The sequence below is a fragment of the Levilactobacillus lanxiensis genome (assembly GCF_016861655.1).
GTDB lineage: Bacteria > Bacillota > Bacilli > Lactobacillales > Lactobacillaceae > Levilactobacillus > Levilactobacillus lanxiensis.
Genome location: NZ_BOLN01000007.1, coordinates 169,113 through 191,331, shown reverse-complemented (window position 1 = coordinate 191,331; position 22,219 = coordinate 169,113). Strand labels below are relative to the sequence as shown.

The window sequence follows — 22,219 nt, the reverse complement described above, 5'->3', positions numbered from 1 at the left end:
TACCAAAAAGCTGGTTGAGGAAAATCCGAAGATTTTCCTCAACCAGCTTTCATTTTGGAGACTTATGTCACAGCCCCTTTTCCCCACGCAAATTTGTCCAATCTGGTACTACCATCTATTTGACCACGAGTTCAAGATCATCGGTGCTGATTCATTATACGAACCTCGGCTTAAATAATTATCCATTCATGCCGGACACTTTGATCAACTTAAAATCAGGAGCTGAAAGCTATTCTGCCGACGACTAGGTCCAAATCAAAAGAAGCTGTTTCCCAATCAGGAGACAGCTTCTGTTAATACTACTTAATTTTAGACGGATACCAGATTCTAGTGTATTCGTGTTTAATGCCAGGATACGAAACGAATTCTTTAAGCGCATGCATCTTTCTACCATTTTTGGTGACAGTAATGCCTTTGTAAAAGGCCTGAGCTGCGTCAGTTCCACTAAGTTCAGTTACATAGTAAGAGTCGTACTTTGTAATGGACAGTTGTCTATATAGACCACCAGTCATTAACTTCTTACCTGACAGTTTCGGCTGTTTACCGAGCTTATAAGTATATTTGGTAAATTTAACTCTAGACCACTTGTGACTCTTTTTTGAATAACGATGATAGGTTCCCCGCAAACTCTTTGGAACAACCGTATATTTAACATGAGCACTAGCAGACGGCATATCAATGTTGACTAAGAACATCCCAATACCCAGTGTTGCTAAAACAAGTAAGTAAAAATAGTGAACTTTTCGCATATGAGTTTCTCCTCCAACACGTAATCAACTTTCATTGTATATCATATATCTAAAAAACAAGATTAAACAGTCTGATTTGTATTAAGCCTTCGAATCTGAACTCAGCACCAGAAAATTGCCCCCAAAGTGTACCAATCAGCCCAGCTCTTGGCATGCCATTTCCCACCAATCATCCTCTTGGTATTTCGCCAAATTGCTATTAAGCATCTTAATTGAAGCTTGTTCGAACTGTTGGGCCACGAAATAAAAAAAGATTCAAGCTCTTTGATGCCAACCAGGCACTTGGGCTTGAACCCTTTTCAACTGACTCTTTCTTAATAGCTAGAAGCCTTAGATTTTCTGAGAAATCTTTCCCCATTCAACTCTAGAACTATATTGTGATTGTTTTAACAGTCCATTCTTACTCATCTACACAGATTCTGTCACCGGGCTAGACACAATCCCGACTTACCCCTCGCTAAAACGACAGTAAGAGTGAACCATTAACTGGCCTATCGCTTGCGTGTATCCCGAATGTCTTCTAATGGAAGAACACGTCATTTACTTAAGCCATCTAGCCCGCCAATCAGTCGCTCTGACCAGGACTAGAGGTCCTTCATCGCTGGATCATTAAGTTTCTTTAAATCTTTCAAGTATTCCACCGTGGATTCATTCATGAGGTAGGCCACATCCACGTGGAGTTGTCCCTCGTACAACCAGATGTCACTGACCACAAACGCGGGTCCGGCCACAACTGCTTTGACTTGGTGATCCGCACTAAAACTGGCCAACGCGTCATTGAAGGCTGTTTCTAATTGCGGTAACCGGCGATCTGTATCCATCCCCGTCGGCATGGCGTACTCAAAGGCCATCACGCCCCGGCCCCAGACGTCGGCCACGGTCACCGCTGAAGTAATTTGACACTCTTCTTCGGTCAGCACCTCATCATTCACCAACCGTTGTAAGGCGGCCTTGACCGCCACATCCGTTTCATCCTGGGCGTTTCGCCGTACCATTCTGGTAGCCCGTTGCACAATCATTCGGTGAATCACAACGTAAATAACCAACGCAATAATGATGCCAATAATTATTTCCACTATTAGTGCCATGGCGACTCCTCCGTTCACTTTACGCTAGTTTAATCATAGCATGTTTTACGGTCTAGGGGTAATTCTATACAATCGGCTGAAACTATGCTAAAATTGTGCTAATTGTTGTGTAAGCAACCCGCAGTTCGGCAGGACATAAATAATTCATCGTTCGCTCACGAATTGACGAATTAAATCGTTTAAATTGAAGGAGTTTTGTCTGTGATTTACAAAGTATATTACCAAGAAGATAACAAGCGGAATCCTAAGCGCGAGGATACGCATTCCCTTTACCTGGAGGCCCCAACTGAGGTTGAAGCCCGGGCACAAGTGGAAGCACACACGGACCACAATATCGAATTCATTGAAGCTATCGAAGGCAACGACTTAGCTTACGAACAACAGAATCCGAATTACAAATTAACGGAGTTCACTGAATGAACAAGTTAAACGTCAAAAATAACGAGACCGCTATCTTTGGCGTGGGTGGACTTGGCGAAATTGGGAAAAACACTTACGGGATTCAATTTCAGGATGAAATCATCCTAATTGATGCCGGGATTAAATTTCCAGAGGACGAATTATTAGGAATCGATTATGTGATTCCCGATTACCAATACCTCGTTGAAAACCAAGCCAAGATCAAGGCGCTAGTGATTACCCACGGCCATGAAGACCATATTGGCGGTATTCCTTATTTACTAAAGGCACTCAACGTTCCCGTTTACGCGGGGCCGTTAGCCTTAGCTTTAATCAAGAACAAGCTTGAAGAACACGGATTACTTAAATCGACTGAACTACACACAATTGATGATGATACTGTGCTTAAATTTCGGAAGATGAGTGTCACCTTCTTCCGGACGACCCACTCAATCCCTGATACCTTGGGGGTTGCCGTCCATACACCAGTCGGCACGATTGTGGAAACGGGTGACTATAAGTTCGACTTAACACCCGTTACCAACCAGCCGCCTGATCTACAAAAGATGGCCAAGCTGGGCGAAGAAGGCGTTTTGTGCTTGATGTCTGATAGCACGAACGCTGAACGCCCTATCTGGACGAAGTCAGAAAAATGGGTGGGTAAATCCATCCGTAAGATTTTTGACCAAGTTGAGGGCCGGGTCATCTTTGCCACCTTCGCTTCGAACATTTCTCGGATTGAAACTGCCTGTGAAACAGCCTTAGCTCACGGTCGTAAGATTGCGGTCTTTGGTCGTTCCATGGAAGCAGCCATTGTTAATGGTCGAGAACTCGGGTACTTAAACATCCCCGACGAAGCGTTAGTTGACGCCAATACCATTCGCTCCATGCCGGCGAACAAGGTCATGATTCTCTGTACCGGTTCGCAAGGTGAACCCATGGCGGCCCTTTCACGGATTGCTAACGGGACCCACCGGCAAATTGCCATCCAACCAGGTGACACCGTCGTCTTCTCTAGTAACCCAATCCCTGGGAACACCATTTCGGTCAACCGGGTCATTAACGAACTAGAAGAAGCCGGCGCCAACGTCATTCACGGTAAGGTCAACAACATTCATACTTCCGGTCACGGTGGTCAAGAAGAACAGAAGCTGATGCTCCGGCTGATGCAACCGAAATTCTTCATGCCCATTCACGGGGAATACCGGATGTTGAAGATTCATACTGAACTGGCTGAACAATGTGGGGTTCCCCTCGATCACAGCTTTATCCTGCAAAATGGGGACGTTCTCGCCCTCACCCAGGACTCTGCTCGGGTCGCTGGTCACTTCACCGCCGGGGACGTCTACATTGACGGCTCTGGCATCGGTGACATTGGCAACGTCGTGTTACGCGACCGTCAATTGCTCTCCGAAGAAGGTCTGGTGGTCGTGGTTGCCACGATCGATCTCAAGAACCAAGAGATCAAGGCCGGTCCAGACCTGCTTTCTCGTGGCTTCGTCTACATGCGAGAATCCGGTGAACTGTTGAACGAAGGTCGTCGGCGCGTCTTCCAGACAATCCGTCGTGCGATGCGCAATCCGAAGGCGACTGAAGCCTCCATTCGCAACGCGGTCATTGACGACCTGCAAAACTTCTTGTTTGAGAAGACTGAGCGGCACCCAATGATTCTGCCAATGTTCATCATGACAAAGTAATTTATCTGAAGGATTCGAGACCAATCGTCTCGGGTCCTTTTTAGTTGTGCAAAGTCCATGAAAACGTTGTCATTTAGCCATGTTCGAACCCATTGCCGTCTTAATTATTACAACTAAGGAAAGTCGACGATAATCACTAGGCACCCCGCTAGTTTTCGTTTATAATGAAATGGACTAAAAATTGAGAGGAGCAGTACGGTGACTGTCCAGTTCTATATCATCCTAAATGAACATGCAGGAAGTGGCCAGGCCGCTACACTTTGGCCTCAGATCAAGGCACGCCTTGATGACGCCCAGGTCTCCTACCAACTGGCTGTTTCGGAGTACCCCCACCACGCCATTCTGTTGAGTGAGCAATTTGCCAAACAACTCCCCGATGAACCCCACCAAAATTGGGTGGTTCTCGCCATTGGGGGCGACGGCACCCTGCACGAGGCTATTAACGGTCTCACCAAACAACCCCGGACTTACCCGATTCCGGTTAGCTACATCCCCATCGGGTCCGGCAACGACTTTGCCCGCGGCGCCGGTATGGCCCTGAAGTGGGAAGACGCCTTCGATCAGGTCATCCAGTGTACCCACGCAACCAATTATGATATTGGTGCGTACGATGAAACGATTAAGCATGAACACGGTGTCTTCACGAACAATTTGGGTATTGGTTTCGATGCGGCCATCATCACGAAAGCCAATCAATCCAAAGCCAAGATTTGGCTCAACAAGCACCACATGGGCTCCCTATCTTACCTGGCGTCAGCATTAGATGTGTATTACAACCAATCTGGCTTCACGTTGACCGTCCACGTGGGCAACCAACGAGACATCTATGCCAACGCCTTCTTGGTGACTACAACTAATCATCCCTACTTCGGCGGTGGCGTCGGAATCGCTCCAGGGGCCACGATTGAAGATCATCAACTCCACCTGGTCGTTATCGAGAAGCCTAACTTCTTGAAGCTGATGTGGTTAGCCCTACGGCTCGTATTTAAGCGTCATTTGACGTCTAAGGCCGTTCACTACTATCAGGCATCAAAGGTCCACCTCACCGTTCCGGCCATCGAATACGGCCAATTAGACGGTGAAGAGATGGGCGGACGTTTCTTCGACGTCTACGTTGGGGTTAAACAGTATCCCTTCTGGTTTGATTTAACCATCTAATAAGGTTCTTATCTTAAAAGCCGTAGAATGACTTGGACACCTGTCCAGCCACTCTACGGCTTTTTGTATATCCCAATATTGGCGTTCGACGGCTGTCAGTCACTGGAATCTAGCCAGCAAAAAAGGAGCCTGGGATTTATCCCCAAACTCCTCGATAGGTTTTTAGTTAATCTTCCGAAGCATCCATTGCTTCCAGAATCATGTCCAGCTGAGCGCACTTATTGGATAGGTCATGCATTTCCTCGCCGTAACGGGGCTCAATTCGCACCGTTTCCGAACTAGAACAAACACTCTCAGACTCTTTCCGCTTAAGCGTGGCTAACTGTGAATTAGCTTGCCGGTATTCTTCCAGAATCTCAATTCGATTACTCATCAATACACAACTCCTTCAACCAGGTTTATTTATGATTACTTGTCTGTCTCTAAATGACAAAAAGTATCATAACACTTGGTCACGGATTTGTTAACGATAATCTTAACTTTTTTCGGCAGTTTGGCCAAAGTGGCTAAACCCCTGCTTCGGATGGAAACGCTCTACTTCAGGGTTCCCGCGAAGGAAGGCATGAAATACTTGCTGATGGATTGGACCTTGACGTTTTGACCAGGTTCTGGTGCCGCAACAAATTGGTTGTTGCCTAAGTAAATGGCATCGTGGTACGTAGCCCCTTTAGATCCCCAGAACAGGATGTCCCCAGGCTTAGCTGAGCCCACAGAGTGCGTGGTAACGTAGCTTTCTTGGGAAACCGTGTTATGGGGCAGGCTAATGCCCTGAGCGTGCAGGTAAACGTAAGCAACCAGGCCAGAACAGTCCATCCCACTCAAGGATGACCCACCCCAGACATAAGGAATGTTGGCCGAAGCTAACTTCAAGGCCAAGCCCGTAACGGAACCTGAGGTCAAGCCACTGGTGCTAGCTTGCTTCTTTGTGGAACTACTGGTCGATGCAACGGCTGCCGTTGAACTAGACGTGGACCCTTGCGCTGCAGAAGCAGATGACGTGGTCTGATTATTCACAGCAGAACGCGTCGTGGTCTTGATCCGCTTGGTCTTCTTAGCCGCAGTCGTGGCCGTCGCGTTTTGGCTGCCCGTTTGCGTTACCGCACTGCTACTCGTGGCAGCTGGCGTGCTGGTACTGTTCTGTACGGTGCTTTGACTAGTCGTTGACTGGTTAGCCGCCGCACTAGTTTGGCTCTGGCTCGTCGTGCTTTGACTAGTAGCGCTTGGTGTCGTTGACCGTACCAAAGCTGCGCGACTACGCCGTTGCGTCGTTGTCGCGGCATTGCTAGTTGGCGTCTGGTTGCTCGTTGCTGATTGCGACTGACTGGCAACTGAAGACGTCGTTGCATTTGACGTAGCACTCTGACTTGACACACTTGATGACGAAGGCGTCGTCACGGATGAACTCGCTGGCTGTGAAACTGATTGTGCAGCCGCCTGGTGCTTCATCGTCGAACTCGTTGAAGCTGATTGACTAGTCGTTTGCGAACCCGTTTGGGCCGTTGAGGACTTCGCCTGACTCGTCGCCGTCGTTGATGATGACTGGGCGGCATTACTCTGTCCAGTAGTTGCTGGCGTTGAGCTCGTTGACTTCGCCGCACTCGTCACCGTCGAGCTACTAGTAGCTGCAGCGGTTTGTTGCTTTTGCTTACTTGCAGCGGCCTGTTGTTCAGCCACGATTTGGGCTTGAACGGCGTTTGCTTTTTGCGTGGACTGACTGGTGGCACTAGCCGTTGCTTGACTGGTTGTGCTGTCACTCTTGGTTGCGTTCGTTTGTGGAATCGTCAACTTCTGACCGACACTTAACATATCGCCGGACATATCATTAGCCTTCTGTAACTGTGCCACCGTTAAGTGGTAGGTCTGAGCAAGATCCCATAAGGTATCGCCAGACTTGACTGTGTATGATTGGTTAGCGGTTTTAGCTGATTTGACTTGTAATCGTTGCCCAACAAAGATTAAATCGGTCTTAGCATCAATTGAATTCTGTTGTTCTAAATCCTGAATAGAAACACCGAGTTTTTGTGAAAGGTCCCACACGGTGTCTCCTGGCTTAACTTGGATACTATCCGCATTTGCGGTAATTGTTGCGCCCGCCGCGAATGCCCCAATGGCCCCGACGACCCCAACAAATGCTTTGGTTTTGCGTTGTCCTGTACTCATCTTCACCAACACGTCCTTTTATGACTTTAGATTTTTTCAAACAAAGTGAACGTGGTCACACGCCGATCAAGCGTAATCCCGTTCGTTCATAGTCAACACGAATCACAAACTAATAGTACCACACGTTTTCTCAGTTCCTTGTGAAATATTAAGGAATTGTTAACGGATTTTTTAAGCTGAACCGGTGTTCCCTTTGATGCTTTCTGAAATTTATAGTGTTCTTGAAAGCCCTTTCTGTCGCTATTTTCCTTCACTTACTATTCAAACGTCTGTTCTTTTTCATTCATCAACTGGTTACCCGTCACTATCACACATTTACATAAGCGTCACATTTTACGATTAATTGCAGAATACAAATTAATATTGATGACGCTTTCTGCATGCTACAAGTATTCGGCAAGCCCGCAACTTTGTGAAATTTAAAAAAGGGCACAAAAAAACGGGAGATAAACTCCCGTTAATTTGTTAACCCGCCGTTCTTACTGCTTATTAGCCAACTAAGCTCTTAAACCAGTTGACGACTTTCTGCCAAATTTGCACAATAAAGTTCTCAGCCTTTTGGGCATCCGCACTGTTGGCAAAGTCCTTCACGCCAGCCATTTTGTCCCCAATACTATTTGCCAGGTTATTGGCAACGTTGGTGACATTGGTGACGTAGTTCTTACTGGTTGAGACTGGGGCTTGTTGCACCTTGCTCAACGCGATGGCAATGTTGGTGATCTGGGTAGAACTTGTTTGACCATCGATACCCTGCTTGGCCAAGGCCTTTTGCAACATCTCTTCGATGTCCGCCTTGGTTGCGAGGTCATCGCCGTTTTGTCGTTGCTTAGCCAGGTCGGAGGAAACGGACCCGACAGCGGACATCAACTTCCCTGGGTATTTCTTGTTACTGCTATTGGAATCAATGGCTGGTTGGGTGGCATCCAGCACGCCATTAGCGGCTTGGGTGTTTTCTGAATTCAACGTCAAGCCGTCTGCGGCTAAGGCCTTGTATACCCCGGTCAGCGCAGATTCACCGGAAACGGATTTGTCCGCCGTCACGGTAATGATGACGTCCTTGACCCCCGCCATGGTTGCGACCATCGCGTATTGTTGTGAGGTCACTTCGGTAATGTTGTTACTCCCATTATATTCGGCAATGTTGACCTTGACGCCGGTTCCTGGGTCAGCGGGGGCTAACGCCACGGAACTGATCATGCTGGCATCGGTCGTTCCGGCTGAATTTAGGTATTGGGCATAATCACTCCCCGTTGCCGTTAAGGCTGTATAATTTGATTTTACGCCTAATGCAGAGGCGACCGTATCCTTGTCCTCACTGGCTAAACCAGCGCCGTAGACCACGTAGGCCTTGGACAGTGCCTTGGTTTGCACAGTGCTGCCGCTCGTTGCGGAGCTGCTGGTATTGGTGGTATCCGTGGAACTATCCGTCGTGTCAGCGTGAACTGCCAACGTTTGACCGCCGATGCCGACTGCTAATAAGGCCGCGGCCAATCCTAAAACAACGTGTTTCATCTTCATTAGAATGTTCCTCTCTTCTCGTTAGAATACTTCCCCCAAAAACAAGTATAGCAGGTCCCCACCCGTTGCGTGGAGTCCTGCCATGAATTTAGAGAATTCTTCAGACTTGCTTTATTGCCAGAAACGCCGGGCACCCGCATATTCTGGGGCCAAACCGGTCGCCGTCATCGAGACCAATTGCACCGCTTCACCCGGCTTAGGCGCGTGTAACATTTTCCCACTGCCGGCATACAGACCCACGTGGTGAATCTCACCCGTGCCGTGTTCCCGGGCAAAGAAGACCAGGTCACCGGCGGCCAGTTCTTCCGGTGCAACCGGATAGCCATTGGCAAATTGATCCTGTGCATCCCGGGGAATCATGTAGCCCAACGCCCGGTGTAGCGCGTAAATTAAGCCGGAACAGTCAAAGCCTTGAGGTGTAATGCCACCCCACAGGTAAGGCGTGTCCAGAAATTGTTTGCCTAAGGTTAGGAGCCGGCTACCATCATCGGCACCCTCGACGCCTAGTGTGGCCGCGGCGGCCGTGATCCAGCCATGCCCTAGCGGCGTGACCACTTGGATCCACTCGCTGTCCTGGCCCGTCGTCGGCAAAATGGTCCCCAACGGCAGTTCCATCAGGGGTTGCTTGTTCTCATCTAAGAGTTGGGTAACCGGATGGGCCAACCGCACCGTGGTCGTTGGGTAATCGAGTTCCTCGTCACTGGTAGTCAGTTGCGTTAATGGAATCCAACCAGGATAACCGCGTCGTTCTTGACGACTGCTTTGCCGGGTAACGAAAACGTGGGCCCATTCACCCTCGACCCGGTCTAAAATCACCCGATCGTTAAACAAAGCTTCACTGACCACCCGATTCTTATCTGCGAGTTGTTCCCGTTCTGCTGGTTTTAAGCTCGCTAACCAGGTCGTGAGATTGCCATCCTTCAAGTAAGGTCGATCCGTTTTTGTGACGGTCGTTGGTGTAGACCACACCAGCGCTGTCGGTACCTTGATCCGTCGAATATCCATTAAAAACCGCCTCCAGTGTCTTTACCCCCAATATACCAATAATTTTAACAACTTACTAGGTTTGGGCGGAAACTTGTTACGTTGAAAACAAATTGGTCCTATCTTTCGCTCCCCGACGGCGGATTCAAGGCGCCCTGCTGTGGGGAACGGTTCCAGCCAAAGTACGGGCTTCCACCTCACCTTTGAGCCTGGGGTGCGGTCTCAAAGGTTGCCCCGTGGGCTAGGCTGGGAAAATACCCCAGCCAAGACCACCGACACAGCCGGTCGCCTTGATCCGCCTCTGGTCCGCTGACATCGACCATTTATTTTCAACAACAATCGTGATTCTTTTCGAAGGGTTATTAAATTGTCTTATAGCTAATGACATGCTTGCTATAGCCTGTTAGCCAGTTGATTACTTCAGAACGCAACAAAGCCGGGACCCGTGTCCCAGCTTTGCTGTCTCCGATGTGTGTTGCTTCCCCGAATATTGGTTACTTATTTGACCGCGTTAGTTTAGCGCTAAGTAAGCTTGCACCACGCGTTCTGGTGTGAAGCCCGCCATCTCGGTGACGGTGCTTCCTGGACCACTGGCGCCGAACCGTTCCTGGGTGAGCATGATGCCATCCAGGCCCGTGTATTGGCACCAGCCTAAGCCACTGGCCATTTCCACGGCGACCCGACGGTGCAAGTGCCGTGGGAGAATTCGGTCTTGGTACTCAGCGGATTGCGCATTGAATTTTTCAAAACTTGGCAGTGAAACGACGCGGACGTCGTGGCCGAGCTCGCTTAATTTTGCCTGTGCGGCCAAGGCCAGGTTCACTTCTGAACCGGAAGCCATCAAGATACCTTCCGCCTCATCGTGCGCATCTGCGACCACGTAGCCGCCCCGCTTTACGCCCGCTTTAACAGCCATCGGCCGTGGCAACGTCGCTAAGCCTTGGCGAGACAAGACGATGGCCGTTGGATGGTCCGTCGCCTGCATCGCTGCCAGCCAGGCCGCCGCGGTCTCATTGCCATCGGCTGGCCGGTAGACCGTTAACCCGGGGATTGCCCGTAAAGCGGCTAATTGTTCAACGGGTTCGTGGGTCGGGCCATCTTCCCCCACCGCCAGAGAATCGTGGGTAAACACGTACGTCACTGGCAGGTGTTGGATAGCAGCCAACCGAATCGCTGGTTTCATGTAATCGGAGAACACGAAGAACGTTGACCCGTAAATTCGGGTCCCACCATGTAAGGCAATCCCGTTCATCGCTGCGGCTTCAGCAAATTCCCGCACCCCAAACCACAAGTTTTTCCCACGAGGGTTCTCAGCACTGAACCGCTCACTGTCGGTCACCGCCGTCTTGTTGGAGCTAAACAGGTCCGCGGACCCGCCCCACAGGTTAGGAACCGCCGCGCTCAACCGTTGGAGCACTTCATGACCGCTAGCCCGGGTGGCTAACTGGTCCTTCTTGTAATACGTTGGCAGTTGCGTGGCCAGGTCATCGGGTAACGCCTGACTGATGCCCTGCGCAAATTGGGTGGCCAATTCTGGTTCCACGTCGGAATAACGGGCAACTAGGTTCGACCATTCTTGGTGGCTCGCCCAGCCGCGAGCCTTGATAGTGGTCATGAACCGTTCATGCACGGCGGCTGGCACTGTAAAGGGATCACAGTCCCAATTATAGTTCTGCCGCGTCGTGGCCAGATCCGCCTCGCTGAGCGGTGCCCCATGAACCTTGTTCGTTCCTGCGGCGGGGCTCCCGGCCCCAATCTGTGTCTTGACCTCAATCAGAGTTGGCCCAGATTGATTATTTTTGGCCGTGCGAATGGCCCGGTCAATGGCTTCCAGGTCCTCACCATCGGCAACCCGCAGATAGTTCCAGCCATAGCTTTCAAACCGTTGGCCCACGTCATCCTGGCAGGCATTACTTAATGGCCCATCCAGTGAAATATCGTTTGAATCATACAAAACAATTAATTTATTGAGTTGGAGTTGGCCGGCTAAGCTAGCGGCTTCGGCGGCGACCCCTTCCATCAAGTCACCGTCGCCACACAACGCGTAAGTATAGTGGTCGACCACGTTTAAATTCGGTTGATTGTAGGTTGCCCGTAAATGACTTTCGGCCATGGCCATCCCAACCGCCATGCCGATGCCTTGACCTAATGGCCCGGTCGTCGCGTCCACCCCAGGGGTCACGCCGACTTCGGGATGGCCCGGGGTCTTACTGCCCAGTTGTCGGAAATTCATTAAATCGTGGCGGTCCAGTGCAAACCCGCTAAGGTGCAACAGGCTGTAAAGCATCGCTGACCCATGCCCTGCAGAGAGGACAAACCGATCACGGTTGAACCACTGTGGAAATGAGGGGTCAACCCGCAGGTGCCGAGAAAATAACACGTAGGCCATCGGTGACGCCCCCAACGGTAGACCGGGATGGCCCGACCGTGCCCGCGAGATCATATCCATGCTTAACATCCGCACGGCAGTGACCGCTTGTGTATCCGTTTCATCAAAATCCATTTGGTTAGTAACGACTTCTTCATTCAACATTTTTAAATAACCTCACTTAAATCGGCCGGACCAATCACGGCCTTGTTTTTGGTTGATGTTCCCAATTCGTTGATCTTACCGGTAAAATCGCCAATCGCTCATCGACTTTCATCACTATACCAATTTAAAATGGTTATTGCAACCCCTCGCCAGAAAGTTGTTATACCGGTGATTCTAAACGTCAAAAAATAGATATACCAAATAGACCGATTTAAATAGTTTGCAACCGGTTGTCCCAAAACGCAAAAAAAATCGCAAACTTTTCCGAAAATTATCGGTTAAGTCTGCGATTTGATTATCTGTTTTCTGAAAAATTACTTTTGGCTAGCCGCTTCGATTTCAGCAACCGTTGGAATCGATGGCATTGCGCCTAAACCTTGAACAGTCAAGGAACTAGCGCGTTGGGCAAAGACCAAGGCCGTGGCCACGTTGCTCAGGTCTGGCTTTAATTGTGAGCTCAAAGCCCCAATAAACGTGTCCCCAGCAGCCGTGGTGTCGACTGCGTGTACCTTGAACGCTGGCACGAAGCCAGATTCGTTAGCAGTGGCGTAATAAGCCCCCTTGCTCCCGACCGTGATGATCAGGTTCTTCACGCCCATTTCACGGAATTTCTTAGCGTTCGCATCCATCGAGGCTTCGTCAGTCACTTCGATACCAGTCAGCTCAGCACTTTCCGTTTCGTTAGGGACAACCAGGTCCGTTACCTTCAAAATCTCTGGGTCAATCTTAGCAGCTGGTGCCGGGTTCAAAATGGTCGTGACCCCGTGTTGTTTGGCAACTTTAAACGCTGCCAAGGTTGCGGCTTGTGGCGTTTCAAACTGGGTGATCAGGAAATCAGCCTTCGCAATTTCATCTTCACGGGCAATGACTTCGTCCGCTTTGATCTGTTGGTTGGACCCACCGTAGACCAAAATACTGTTTTGGCCAGCTTCATCCAGGAGAATGAACGCAGAACCGGTTCCGACCGTCTTATCCGTGATGATAGCACTGGTATCGATGCCGTCATTGTTCAGAGATTCCACCATGAACCGACCGGCGTCATCGTTACCGACCTTACCGATAAAGCTGGTTTCAGCACCGGCCCGGGCAGCCGCAACCGCTTGGTTAGCACCCTTCCCACCGGCAGCGCTACTCTTGTTTTCCGTTGACAACGTTTCCCCAGGTTGGGGCATCCGTGCAACTCGCAGCGTCGTATCTACGTTTAGACTTCCGAGAACCGTAACTTTGTTTGACATAATTTACCTTCACTCCTTAAGCAGTGTTTAAAATTGTAAAACGTTTTACTCAATGCTGACACACCGAGGGTATCCGTTTAGATTACCCTTAGCGTATCATGTTTCGAAAAGGCTTACAAGAACTAACTGAAATTTATTTCAAATGCGCCGTGCTTTCGCGTTCACGCAGGTCGACCGGTAAATCTACCAGCTGCGCCGCCTGCCGTTGATCCTTGATGCGGTTGATCAATAGCCCGGTCGCCTGTTGACCCATGGTTACGACCGGTTGGTGAATCGTGGTCAGTTTCGGCACCACGTACTCGTCCAGGTCGATGTCATCGTAGCCTAAGACTGAGATGTCGTTGGGCACCGATAATCCCTGCTCGTGGAGCCCACGCATGAGTCCCAACGCCGTCTCGTCGTTGATGGCGAAGACCGCGGTTGGGTGCTGAGCCAGGACGGCTGCCGTTGCTTGGTAACCGCCTAACTTGGTCATGGCTGAATACACGATAGCATTTTCCGGCAGGTCCACGTGATGTTCAGCGAGCCGACGTTTAAACCCAGCCAACCGAATCTGCAGGTTTTGCGTCGGGTCATCGGGCATGACGACCGCAATTTTTTCGTGACCCAACGCTAACAGATGGTCCGCAGCAAGCTGTCCACCCTGTTCATCGTTGATCCGTACGCGGTCCACACTAGGTCCCCCGTTTTGATCGATCAACAGGTACGGAATCCCGTTCTTTTTTAAAATATTATCGATAGCTTCGGCCGTGATTGAGGCACTGGCAATGATGAGGCCGTCAACCGCGCGCTTGATCAGTTCCTCAAGGTAGTAGCTCTCTAGCTTTTCATCATGGTTAGCCCCAAAGATTAAGGGGATGAAGTGCCGCTCCCGGCTGGTCTCCTGCACCCCGCGGACAAACATACTGAAGAAGGGGTTCCCCAGGTTCGGGACCAGCACACCAATCGTCTGGGCCGACTTCATAATCAGGTTACGGGCGTTGAAGTCGGGCACGTAGCCCATCTCTTCTTGTAGCTGATGAACCCGCCGCCGAGTATCCAGACTGAAGCGCTCGCCCTTACCGTTTAAAATTTGCGAAACCGTTGTGACCGAAACGCCCGCCGCTTCAGCAAGGTCCCGGATCGTTACTTTACGTGTCATAGCCAACCTCCACCGTCTAGATTTAACCGCCAACCGCAGAAAAACCGTCATCGTCAGGACACTCAGAGCAGTGAAAATGAAATCACCCGTTCCCGCCGGCAGATTCAAGGTGCCCTGCTATGGGGAACGGCCCCAGCCTGAGGAGCGGTCTGGGGCCTCGCCTTGAAACCTCGCTGCGGTTCGCGAGTTTCCAAGGTCGTCCCGTGGTCTAAGCTGAGAAATTCACTCAGCTAAGACCACCGACACAGCCGGGCACCTTGATCTGCCTCTGGTCACTCAAACTAGTGCTCTCATTTTCACTATCGCGTACTGACGCCGGTTTCCTTGCGGATAAGCGGTTCACTCGTTGTTGAACGTCCTGGTAACTAGTGATCAGTGTATGACCGTACCGCTGATTTCGCTAGCACCAAGTTTAACCTATGTTTTATTATACCCCATGGCACGCGGGATTTTGCGACTATTTTAAAAATTTCAGCGTTTGACCCTTTTCACTTGCAACGTATTCACACAGTTACCCGCAAATTAGGGGGTGGCTTAGTGATTACTCCTCCAAATCGGCCACTTTCTTAGAGTCCAGTTCTAAAATTGGCCCACCCAATTTCGGCCAACTGTGACTTTCAGTTTTACTTCAATGACGAAGTTGCTCGTTAAATTTTCCGAAAAAAAGGACCAAATTGACGATTGCCCGCCAAATTTAGTCCTTTTCGCTTAATCATTAAGCCTTTAAAATTTTATCGATTGCTGCTAATTGTTCTGGGTCGAATTCCAGGTTTTGAACAGCCTTGATGTTTTCGTTCAAGTGTTCTGGCTTGGAAGCCCCCGTGATGACACTGGTGATAACCGGGTTGTGTAATAACCAGGCTAAGGCCATGTGGGAGAGCTTTTGGCCCCGGCTCTGCGCAATCTTGTTGAGTGCTTGGAGCTTTTGGACCATCTTGTCGCGACCGTTGTCCAAAACAAATTCGTTGGACCAGTGAATGTCCACGTCTTCAGGAATCCCATCGAGGTACTTGTCCGTCAATAACCCTTCGGACAGCGGCCCGTAAGCGATAGCCCCGGCGTTATTTTGGGCCAGCATGTCGAACAAGCCATCATCATTAGCGGTTTGGTTCAACATGTTGTAAGAAACTTGGTCCACGACAAATGGCGTGTGCAAATCCTTGAAAATTTTGATCATGGCTTCGGCTTGTGGCTTCGTGTAGTTGGAAATCCCAACGTACAGCGTCTTCCCTTGGCGAACCAAGTCGTCCAGGGCCACAGCCGTTTCTTCAGGAGACGTTTCGGCATCAAACCGGTGGCTGTAGTAAATATCCACATAGTCCAACCCCATTGCCTTCAAGGAACGATCCAAAGAGGCCGTCAAAGCCTTTCTGGAACTCATTTGACCATAAGGGCCAGGCCACATATGGAAACCAGCCTTACTACTGATGACCAATTCATCACGGTATGGCATCAATTCGCGGTGTAAAACCTCACCAAAGAGACTTTCCGCTGCGTATGAGCCAGGACCATAGTTTGCCGCCAAGTCGAAACTAAAAATACCGGCGTCAAAGGCCTTCAGGATAATGTCGCGGGTGTCGCCATAGTTGGCGTTCTCCCCAAAGCTGTGCCACATCCCAAAAGAAATTGCGGGTAATTGGAAACCCGTATTTCCTGCCCGGCGAACCGGCATTTTGTCGTAACGGTGTTCATCTGCAAGATACATTCTGCCACATTCCTTTCCACTTATACCTAAGCTAAAGTATAGAGAATTGGTGTGGACCAGTCAAGTTTCTTGCCAACTTTAATGTTGTGAATCGTTCAATTTAACCGCTTGTGAAACGTGGCCGCCGGTAGCCTCCAGCAAGGACTTCGCCTCCGCGATGGTCCCCTTCGTTTCGATCAAAACGATAGCGAGCGGCACATTGTTATCTGACCGCTCCAAGGCCCGTTCTGCGGCCAAGGTGGATGTCTGGGTCGCTTCAGCAATGATCTTCTTGGCCCGTTCAAACGTCTTATCGTTGGTTGGCACGACGTTGATCATCAAGTTTTGATAGACCTTGCCTGTCTTGATCATGATGCCCGTGGACAACATGTTCAGCACCATCTTCTCGGCAGTCCCAGCCTTTAGTAACGTAGCCCCGGTAATGATTTCCGGTCCCACGACCGGTGTGATCGCATAGTCGGCTAGCTCGGACAGCGGGCTCCCCTCGATACAGGAAAAACCAATGCCCACGGCACCATGATCCTGCGCATACTTCAAGGCAGCCAACGTGTAAGGCGTCTGGCCGGAAGCGGCACTCGCAATCACCACATCCTTGTCGGTCAAGTCAACGCCAGCCATGTCATTTTGCGCCAGTTCAACAGAATCTTCTGCCGCCTTGACTGTGTGGGTCAAAGCGTCCGTGCCCCCGGCAATCAAGCCAAAGGTCTGTTCGCCACTCAGCCCATAGGTCGGTTGCAGTTCGGTCGCATCAATCACGCCGAGTCGACCAGAAGTCCCGGCCCCCACGTAAATCAAACGGCCACCCTGATCAAAGAGTGGGTACGCAGCATCAATCGCCGCTGCGATTTGCGGTAATTGCTTTTGTACGGCGCGCGCTACGCGGTGATCCTCTCGGTTGATCGTCGCAACCATTTCTAACGTGGATTCTCGATCAATATGTGTTGACCGGTGATTCCGTTGTTCTGTCAGTAAATCATCAAATTGCATCGTGTCGGCCTCCAAATCCGCAAGTTTCACGGTTATGTATTCGCTTTCATAGTTACTATCCTAGGTATAACATGTTTCATATTTAATTTCAATTCGGATTTGATTTTCAGGCAAATTTCTTCGTTATTATCGGAAAATAAAAAAGCGAAAAGCCGTCGCCATCCGCTTTCATGGAAAATAAAAATTTTACCTGTCATTTAGTTAACATTTACTAAAAGGATTGAGCCTTGTTTGTGTCTCCGGAGTGGTGAAAATTGTGTCTGCCGTGCCCGTTCCCGACAGCAGATTCAAGGTGCCCTGCTGTGGGGCCGGTTCCAGCCTGAGAAACGGTCTTCCACCTCGACTTTGTGCCTGAGAATTGGTCACAAAGATCGTCCCATGTTCTAAGCTGAGAACATCGACACAGCTGTTCGCCTTGATCCGCCTCTGGTCACTAACATTTGCCACCAATTCTCACCATTTGCCCCCCAGACACACAAAAGGCCGTGTCAAGAAACACTTCTCAGCGTATTCTCTAACACGACCCACATATACGATTTAAATTCTAGAAAGCAAAATCAGGGAAAGTCCAAACGAACTTAACCTTGCTGCCAGCCGAAGTCAGCCAGACACGCAGCTGGCTGTGTCGACGGGGTAAGCTGAGTGATTTGCTCAGCTTACCCCGTGGAACGTGTTGGGAAACGGGTGGTTCTCAACCCGCTTTCCAACCGAGCCGGAGGACCGCTTCTCAGGCCGCAGAAACATAAAGAGCCATGCCGGACCCCACGCCTCCCAGCGTAATGCCCAACACGACCCACATAAACCATTTAAATTCTAGAAAGTAAAACCGGAAAGCTCGAATAATACCGTCGCAGGTTAGTCCCGTGTCAGCCGTGAGGGCGGGAAAAATAGCCTCAGCCGTGGGATTTTCTAAGTGATTTCCTTAGAAAATGGTGACTTTGAGACTTGTTTTTCAGAGGCTCAAAGCAAGTCCCGAGACCGCCCTTCGGCTCGGGACGTCCTCCCCACCGCGTTCCAGGTTATTTTTCCCGCCCGGTAAGGCGCTGTAAGACACTAAATTAACCAGTGACCGTTACTTTTCGACCTTCATCCATTGGTAGCCGCGACTCATCCCCGCCGGATTCCAAACATACCCAGAAACCTTGGAGTTCCACATTTCAACGGTAGCGGGTTGATACAATGGCACGACCCCTTGTTGCGTCATCAAGCGCTTTTCGGCGTTGACCAGGTCTTGGTAACGAGCCGTTGGATTGTTGGCGTCCTTATTTTCTGAATCCTTCACATAGCCGTCATACTTGGCATCCGAGAAGTCACCGTTATTGTTGGTGTTACCGGTGCTCATCAGGGATAAGAAGTTGATTGGATCGGCGAAGTCGGCGCCCCAACTGGACAGAACCAGCTCGAAGTTCCCGGCATTTGACCGACTCAACCGCGTCTTGTAAGGTAACGTGTTGATGGTGACCTTAACGTTTGGCATCTTTTGCAGCTCGGCTTGGATGTACTGTGCCACCGTCTTGGTCACACTCGTATCATCTGCCAGCAACGTTAACTTCAGGCTCTTTTGACCGGAAGCCTTTAAGCCAGCCTTCATCAAGGTCTTGGCCTGCTTCAAATCGTAAGTGACCCCATCCTTAACGTAGGCGTCCTTAGCAAAATCAGTCTTCGTCTTTGGATTACGGGACAGGTTTTGGGAAACGAAGCCCATTGGTGCCTTGGACCCATCACGCAAAACGCTCTTGCCCAATTGTTGCTTATCGATGGCCATGGATAAGGCTTGACGCACCTTCAAATTCCGTAAGGCCTTGACCTTCTTCTGATTCATCTGCATGTAGTAGGTGGTCCCGCCGACAAAGGTCTTCATGTCCTGATTGTTCTTCAGGTTGGCGACCTGCGTCCCATCCAGGGTCGTGGCGTCCAGTTCATGCTTCTGGTATAAACTCAACCCGGTCGAAGGATCAGCGACCACTTGGAAGTTCATCTTGTCCAGCGTGATAGCCTTCTTGTCCCAGAACTTGGTGTTCTTCTTCAAGACCCAACTCTGGTTGGTCCCTTGCCACTTGGTCATGGTAAATGGCCCATCGTACGCCGTCTGGCTGCTTGAATGACCGTTGTCGCTCCCATTCTTCTCCACGACACTTTGTTCCTGTGGGAAGAAGGTTGGGAAGGCCAACAACAGTTTGAAGTAAGCGACTGGCTTGCTCAAGGTAACCTTCAGGGTGTTTTTGTTCACGGCCTGAACGCCTAATTGGTCTGGTCCGAGGTTGCCCTTTTGAATGGCATTATAATTCTTCAGGCCGGCCATCAAGTAAGCATACTCGGATGCCGTCTTGGGATTGACCGTCCGTCGCCAAGAGTAAACGAAGTCGTTGGCCGTTACGGCCTTACCATCGTTCCAGTGGTTGTTCTGCCGCAATTTAAACACATACGTCTTCCCGCCGTTAGACACCGTCGTCTTGGTGGCCATGGCGTTGATCAATTTTTCATTCTTGCCTAACCGATACAACCCTTCTTGCGTATGGTACAGCATGGTTAAACTCGTGGAATCTGCGGCCTTGGACACGTCTAGCGTGGTGACCTCAGATTTTGCCGACAACTTGACGGACTGATTCGTCGCCAACTGGCCGGACTTGTTGGTGCTGGACGTTGACTTGCCACAAGCGGCTAATCCGCCCGCAACCAACAACGCGACCCCAATTAAAATACTAACTTGCTTTCCCTTCAAAACTTTCGCTCCTCTAATCTAAAATAGTCTGGTGTAACAATTTTAGCTTACCTGCACGTTCGAATAAAGCCCCGAGCTTTAATAAAACCGCTTCCTGACCCTTGGCCGCATTAAATTGAATCCCCAGCGGTAATCCATCGGCGGTCACGGCCGTTGGTAAACTGATGGCCGGTTCCCCGGTGAGGTTGGCCTGTTGCGTAAATGGCGAGCGGGTCAGTGCGGACAACCATTGGTCGTAGATCAGTTGCTTTTGTGCGGCTGGCTTCAAACTCGTGATGTCGGCCATCTTCGCGGCATTTTCTGCAGAAACCAACGTATCACCGACCTTGGGTGCTGGCCAGGCGGTCGTTGGCGTCAGGATGACCGGGTACTTGGCGTGTAACTGGGCCATTTGCCAGGCCGCCTGGTCCCATTTACCAAGAGATTGGCTGTACTCGGCCGCGCTGGTATTCAGCCCGGTCTGATACAGCGCCCACGTCAGGAGCTCCATGTCGTCACGCGTCAATGGCCGGCCCATACCGTCCTGCATCTCGCCCATGAAGGCCGCCGTTTCCCCAGCGTTCATGGTGTAGTAGCTTTCCATTAAGGCCACACCATCGATGGGATTGTGAACCTCTTCGACGTCAAATCCTTCACTGGTTAAAAAGGCCACAGCCTCTTCGACCGCCTTGACCGCGTCCGGACTGACCGGCGTGCCAACGGGGGATTCGGTCGTATAGCCGATAACCCCGGGCTGAACGGGCTGATCCAACTGCGCTAAGAAACCCGGTTGTTCCAACGGTTGCTGGAAAACGGCCGCCGGTTGAATCGTTTGTAAACTGTCCAGCAAGGCTGCGGTATCTCGCACGGAGCGGGTCAGACCGAAGTCAATGGCTGCCCCTTGCCAGGAACGCCAATCGCCAGGGCCCACGGGGACGCGACCCCGCGTTGGCTTCAGACCAATGGTTCCGGACCACGATGACGGAATCCGAATCGACCCGCCGCCATCACTGCCGGCAGCTAGGGGCACAATCCCTGCGGCCACCGCAGCCCCAGCACCACCAGAGGAGCCCCCGGGTTGGTAATCCAGGTTCCACGGGTTATGGGCGTCGCCATAGATGTCGGCGTCCGTGATATTTTTAAACCCAAATTCAGGGAAATTGGTTTGACCAATCACAATGAACCCGGCCCGTTGCAGTGCTTCGACAAAAAAATTCGTCTGGGTGGCGACGTTGTCCTTCAACAGGCGCGAACCACTCGTGCTCGATTCGCCCTTCAGCTGTTGGCCCAGGCCCTTCAAAAGTAAGGGCACGCCCAGAAATGGCTGGCCGGTATCGGTTTGGGCCGCGGCTTCCTTTAAGGCTTTCTCTTTTCTAGTCGTAATCACCGCATTTAACTGCGGGTTCTGTTTTTCAATCTCGGCAAATGCTCGTTCAATCAGCTCTTGGCTGGTCACTTCACTGCTGCGCACCCGTTGTGCCCACGTTAATGCTGGTGTACCGATCCAATCCGTAATTGCCAAATCAAACGCCTCCTACAAATTTTATGTACGTCGTTCTGGAACCATAAAAATTGGCACATCAGCTTCGTTCCCGACGGCGAATTCAAGGTGCCCAGCTGTGGGGAACGGTTCCAGACTGAAAAGCAGTCTTCCACCTCGCCTTGAAACCTCGCTAAGGTTCGCGAGTTTCCAAGGTCGTCCCGTGTTCTAGGCTGGGAAAGAACCCCAGCCAACAACACCGACACAGCAGGTCACCTTGATTCGCCTCTGGTCACTGATATTGACGCAATATTTTACGATTCCAACACCTACTAGCGAGCAACCGATCCATACATTTGTGAACGATATCAATTCAATTTGAATAGTCCGGCAACAGGTCCTTTGACTACACGATTAAGCCACTCGCTCTAAAAATTCACTTACTAAAAACTAGGACCAACTGTAACTATACCGCTTTCCAATTAAATTTTGTTGTACAGTGCCCCGCAATTTACCGACTTTTCATAGTAGAAACGAATTTTTTGTTTTGTTGGGCTTCGTTTACTTGCATCCTTTGTCAAAACCCGCAACAAAATAGGCTTTTTGTGAATCCCACACATCATTCAATCATACCGACATACACTAAGAAGCCACAACCATCCGACGTAAATGCTGTGGCAAATC

At 50.3% G+C, this 22,219-nt stretch carries 16 protein-coding genes; 3 read left to right on the top strand and 13 right to left on the bottom strand.

The annotated features are described in order from the left end of the window. Positions 1–299: 299 nt before the first annotated feature. Both JUF22_RS09910 and JUF22_RS09905 read right to left on the bottom strand, forming a co-directional pair. On the bottom strand, positions 300–749 hold the full coding sequence (locus tag JUF22_RS09910) for a hypothetical protein (protein ID WP_203646061.1): 450 nt from the start codon (positions 747–749) through the stop codon (positions 300–302). Between the two features lie 584 nt (positions 750–1,333). Continuing rightward, positions 1,334–1,837: a hypothetical protein gene (locus JUF22_RS09905; protein WP_203646060.1), complete on the bottom strand. Its 504-nt coding sequence runs from the start codon at positions 1,835–1,837 to the stop codon at positions 1,334–1,336. Between the two features lie 201 nt (positions 1,838–2,038). Here JUF22_RS09905 and JUF22_RS09900 point away from each other — a divergent pair, with 201 nt between their 5' ends. The 3 genes from JUF22_RS09900 to JUF22_RS09890 all read left to right on the top strand — a co-directional run bounded on the left by JUF22_RS09900 (position 2,039) and on the right by JUF22_RS09890 (position 5,091). Continuing rightward, positions 2,039–2,257, top strand: coding sequence for a DNA-directed RNA polymerase subunit epsilon (locus JUF22_RS09900; protein WP_125763002.1), 219 nt, complete (start codon positions 2,039–2,041; stop codon positions 2,255–2,257). Beyond that, complete coding sequence (gene rnjA, locus JUF22_RS09895; protein ID WP_125763004.1) at positions 2,254–3,933, top strand: ribonuclease J1; 1,680 nt, start codon at positions 2,254–2,256, stop codon at positions 3,931–3,933. The genes JUF22_RS09900 and rnjA overlap by 4 nt, the downstream gene beginning before the upstream one ends. Before the next feature lie 198 nt (positions 3,934–4,131). Next, complete coding sequence (locus JUF22_RS09890; RefSeq protein ID WP_203646059.1) at positions 4,132–5,091, top strand: diacylglycerol/lipid kinase family protein; 960 nt, start codon at positions 4,132–4,134, stop codon at positions 5,089–5,091. 166 nt (positions 5,092–5,257) lie between these two features. Here JUF22_RS09890 and JUF22_RS09885 read toward each other — a convergent pair whose 3' ends face one another. The 11 genes from JUF22_RS09885 to JUF22_RS09835 form a co-directional block, all read right to left on the bottom strand. Next, positions 5,258–5,464 carry a hypothetical protein gene (locus JUF22_RS09885; protein ID WP_125763008.1) on the bottom strand — a complete coding sequence of 69 codons (207 nt, stop codon included), beginning with the start codon at positions 5,462–5,464 and terminating at the stop codon, positions 5,258–5,260. 161 nt (positions 5,465–5,625) lie between these two features. After that, the gene (locus tag JUF22_RS09880; RefSeq protein ID WP_203646058.1) at positions 5,626–7,251 is read right to left on the bottom strand and encodes a peptidoglycan endopeptidase; all 1,626 of its coding nucleotides are present in this window, start codon (positions 7,249–7,251) and stop codon (positions 5,626–5,628) included. 489 nt (positions 7,252–7,740) lie between these two features. Then, positions 7,741–8,769, bottom strand: a complete 1,029-nt coding sequence (locus tag JUF22_RS09875) for a DUF1002 domain-containing protein (protein ID WP_203646057.1) — start codon at positions 8,767–8,769, stop codon at positions 7,741–7,743. Positions 8,770–8,880: 111 nt separating this feature from the next. Continuing rightward, positions 8,881–9,774, bottom strand: a complete 894-nt coding sequence (locus tag JUF22_RS09870) for a C40 family peptidase (protein WP_203646056.1) — start codon at positions 9,772–9,774, stop codon at positions 8,881–8,883. Positions 9,775–10,264: 490 nt separating this feature from the next. Then, the gene (tkt, locus tag JUF22_RS09865; RefSeq protein ID WP_203646055.1) at positions 10,265–12,286 is read right to left on the bottom strand and encodes a transketolase; all 2,022 of its coding nucleotides are present in this window, start codon (positions 12,284–12,286) and stop codon (positions 10,265–10,267) included. A 314-nt stretch (positions 12,287–12,600) separates the two neighbouring features. Beyond that, complete coding sequence (gene rbsK, locus JUF22_RS09860) at positions 12,601–13,521, bottom strand: ribokinase (protein ID WP_203646054.1); 921 nt, start codon at positions 13,519–13,521, stop codon at positions 12,601–12,603. Positions 13,522–13,654: 133 nt separating this feature from the next. Then, positions 13,655–14,662 carry a ribose utilization transcriptional repressor RbsR gene (gene rbsR, locus JUF22_RS09855; RefSeq protein WP_203646053.1) on the bottom strand — a complete coding sequence of 336 codons (1,008 nt, stop codon included), beginning with the start codon at positions 14,660–14,662 and terminating at the stop codon, positions 13,655–13,657. Positions 14,663–15,377: 715 nt separating this feature from the next. After that, complete coding sequence (locus tag JUF22_RS09850) at positions 15,378–16,367, bottom strand: aldo/keto reductase (RefSeq protein WP_203646052.1); 990 nt, start codon at positions 16,365–16,367, stop codon at positions 15,378–15,380. Positions 16,368–16,445: 78 nt separating this feature from the next. Beyond that, positions 16,446–17,354 carry an N-acetylmuramic acid 6-phosphate etherase gene (murQ, locus tag JUF22_RS09845; protein WP_203646051.1) on the bottom strand — a complete coding sequence of 303 codons (909 nt, stop codon included), beginning with the start codon at positions 17,352–17,354 and terminating at the stop codon, positions 16,446–16,448. Positions 17,355–18,426: 1,072 nt separating this feature from the next. Next, positions 18,427–20,076 carry a peptide ABC transporter substrate-binding protein gene (locus JUF22_RS09840; protein WP_203646050.1) on the bottom strand — a complete coding sequence of 550 codons (1,650 nt, stop codon included), beginning with the start codon at positions 20,074–20,076 and terminating at the stop codon, positions 18,427–18,429. Between the two features lie 13 nt (positions 20,077–20,089). Continuing rightward, positions 20,090–21,577 (bottom strand): amidase, encoded by a 1,488-nt coding sequence (locus JUF22_RS09835; protein WP_203646049.1) that lies wholly within the window; start codon positions 21,575–21,577, stop codon positions 20,090–20,092. Positions 21,578–22,219: the final 642 nt, after the last annotated feature.

Bases quoted from the DNA above. Each gene is read 5' to 3' on its own strand.
- tkt (WP_203646055.1), bottom strand. From the start codon at position 12,286: ATGTTGAATGAAGAAGTCGTTACTAACCAAATGGATTTTGATGAAACG.
- rbsK (WP_203646054.1), bottom strand. From the start codon at position 13,521: ATGTCAAACAAAGTTACGGTTCTCGGAAGTCTAAACGTAGATACGACG.
- rnjA (WP_125763004.1), top strand. From the start codon at position 2,254: ATGAACAAGTTAAACGTCAAAAATAACGAGACCGCTATCTTTGGCGTG.
- murQ (WP_203646051.1), bottom strand. From the start codon at position 17,354: ATGCAATTTGATGATTTACTGACAGAACAACGGAATCACCGGTCAACA.
- JUF22_RS09880 (WP_203646058.1), bottom strand. From the start codon at position 7,251: ATGAGTACAGGACAACGCAAAACCAAAGCATTTGTTGGGGTCGTCGGG.
- JUF22_RS09905 (WP_203646060.1), bottom strand. From the start codon at position 1,837: ATGGCACTAATAGTGGAAATAATTATTGGCATCATTATTGCGTTGGTT.
- rbsR (WP_203646053.1), bottom strand. From the start codon at position 14,662: ATGACACGTAAAGTAACGATCCGGGACCTTGCTGAAGCGGCGGGCGTT.
- JUF22_RS09850 (WP_203646052.1), bottom strand. From the start codon at position 16,367: ATGTATCTTGCAGATGAACACCGTTACGACAAAATGCCGGTTCGCCGG.
- JUF22_RS09910 (WP_203646061.1), bottom strand. From the start codon at position 749: ATGCGAAAAGTTCACTATTTTTACTTACTTGTTTTAGCAACACTGGGT.
- JUF22_RS09885 (WP_125763008.1), bottom strand. From the start codon at position 5,464: ATGAGTAATCGAATTGAGATTCTGGAAGAATACCGGCAAGCTAATTCA.
- JUF22_RS09870 (WP_203646056.1), bottom strand. From the start codon at position 9,774: ATGGATATTCGACGGATCAAGGTACCGACAGCGCTGGTGTGGTCTACA.
- JUF22_RS09875 (WP_203646057.1), bottom strand. From the start codon at position 8,769: ATGAAGATGAAACACGTTGTTTTAGGATTGGCCGCGGCCTTATTAGCA.